Below are 2,280 nucleotides of genomic sequence, written 5' to 3'. Positions count from 1 at the left end.
AGTTCTCTCAAGCGCCTTGGTATACTCTACCTGACCACCTGTGTCGGTTTCGGGTACGGTCTCTGCTGGAGTTATTTCCAGGGACAACGCCACCGCCGGGAACAATCCAATAAGCCCCGACGACTTATGCCATCCGTCACTTCCAGCTGGTGCAGGAATATTTACCTGCTTCCCATCGACTACGCTTTTCAGCCTCGCCTTAGGGGCCGACTAACCCTGCGCAGATTAGCTTTACGCAGGAACCCTTGGTCTTTCGGCGACAGTGTTTCTCACACTGTTTATCGTTACTCATGTCAGCATTCTCACTTCCGATACCTCCAGCCAACCTCACAGTTGACCTTCACAGGCTTACGGAACGCTCCGCTACCGCTTGCAGTAAACTGCAAACCCATATCTTCGGCGCATGGCTTTAGCCCCGTTACATTTTCCGCGCAGGATCGCTTGATCAGTGAGCTGTTACGCTTTCTTTAAAGGATGGCTGCTTCTAAGCCAACCTCCTGATTGTCAAAGCAATCCCACATCGTTTCCCACTTAGCCATGACTTGGGGGCCTTAGATGATGGTTAGGGTTGTTTCCCTTTTCACGACGGACGTTAGCACCCGCCGTGTGTCTGCCCGATAGTACTCCTGGGTATTCGGAGTTTGGTTAGTATTGGTACCGCTCGCGCAGCCCGCAACCATCCAGTGCTCTACCCCCCAGGGTATTCGTCGGACGCTCTACCTAAATAGATTTCGCGGAGAACCAGCTATGTCCAGGTTTGATTGGCCTTTCACCCCTATCCACAAGTCATCCCAGAATTTTTCAACATTCACGGGTTCGGACCTCCAGTAAGTGTTACCTTACCTTCATCCTGCTCATGGATAGATCACCTGGTTTCGGGTCGTCATACGTCGAACTTAGCGCCCTATTCAGACTCGCTTTCGCTGCGCCTACACCTAACGGCTTAAGCTTGCTCGACACATGAAGTCGCTGACCCATTATACAAAAGGTACGCCGTCACCCCGCTTGGGGGCTCCGACTGCTTGTAGGCTTCCGATTTCAGGATCTGTTTCACTCCCCTTGTCGGGGTGCTTTTCACCTTTCCCTCACGGTACTTGTTCACTATCGGTCGTAGAGGAGTACTTAGGCTTGGAGGGTGGTCCCCCCATGTTCAGACAGGATTTCACGTGTCCCGCCCTACTCGAGTCTCTTGCTGTTTGACGTCTACGGGGCTGTCACCCGCTATGGCCGGACTTTCCATTCCGTTCGACTTTATTTCACAAGAGCACTGGCCTGGTCCCGGTTCGCTCGCCACTACTACGGGAGTCTCGGTTGATGTCCTTTCCTCCGGGTACTGAGATGTTTCAGTTCCCCGGGTTCGCTCAATGAACCCTATGTATTCAGGTCATTGTACCTTTAAGCGATCATCCAATCGCTGCTCCGAAAAGCAGAGTTGGAAGACCGCAAAGGTGGGTTTCCCCATTCAGAGATAACCGGATCAAAGGGTGCTAGCGCCTCCCCGGTTCTTATCGCAGCTTGCCACGTCTTTCATCGCCTCTCTACGCCAAGGCATCCGTCAGAAGCCCTTCAACGCTTGATCGTTTCTCAGCAAAACTCATGCATAGGTTTATCCGGGGGATGGAAAGAGGTATCCGCCGGACCTACGCCTGATTTTACTTTGTCAGACAATATCTTCTCGAACCTGACCTGAAAGCTTATGAGGAGCCGGTCAAATTCTTCCTTTACAATGTCAATGCAGCCGATCACGCGACCGGATGCAAACTTGATATGATCGCGAGTTGCTCAAGCATCGAACTTGAAGCGCCTGGTGGAGCCTAACGGATTCGAACCGATGACATCCTGCTTGCAAAGCAGGCGCTCTACCAACTGAGCTAAGGCCCCTTTCAGGAGTTTAGCCAGGAGAGCTTCATCGGCGACCATCGCACGTCCTTACCAAAGGACTGGTAGGCCCGGGCAGACTCGAACTGCCGACCTTACGCTTATCAGGCGTACGCTCTAACCACCTGAGCTACGGGCCTAGGGCAGTGCGACAGGCCGGGAGATCCCCAGGCTCGCGATCGCGCCATCAACAAAGCGAACCGAATGTTCGCAGCGTCGATGACGAAATGAGGAAAGAGAAACGGAGACGGCGGCGCCCCGCATTTGTTGCTATTCACGACCAAGGCCGCTTTCGCTATGCGGAGCCTCAATAGTCTCGTGAGAGACTGGAGAAGCATCCTTAGAAAGGAGGTGATCCAGCCGCAGGTTCCCCTACGGCTACCTTGTTACGACTTCACCCCA

The 2,280-nt window shown here is 53.3% G+C and carries 2 tRNA genes and 2 rRNA genes; all 4 read right to left on the bottom strand.

Annotated features, from left to right (window positions below):
• Positions 1–1,579: ribosomal RNA gene (locus ACKAMS_RS33530) — 23S ribosomal RNA — on the bottom strand; the annotation flags it as partial.
• 226 nt (positions 1,580–1,805) lie between these two features.
• Positions 1,806–1,881: transfer RNA gene (locus ACKAMS_RS33525), tRNA-Ala, on the bottom strand.
• Positions 1,882–1,941: 60 nt separating this feature from the next.
• Positions 1,942–2,018 (bottom strand) — tRNA-Ile (locus ACKAMS_RS33520).
• A 204-nt stretch (positions 2,019–2,222) separates the two neighbouring features.
• A 16S ribosomal RNA gene (locus ACKAMS_RS33515) occupies positions 2,223–2,280 on the bottom strand; the annotation flags it as partial.

The sequence above is a fragment of the Rhodococcus sp. 5A-K4 genome, assembly GCF_046097995.1.
GTDB lineage: Bacteria > Actinomycetota > Actinomycetes > Mycobacteriales > Mycobacteriaceae > Rhodococcus_F > Rhodococcus_F erythropolis.
The sequence above is the reverse complement of the archived record's forward strand: the minus strand, read 5'-3'. Positions and strand labels throughout refer to the sequence as shown.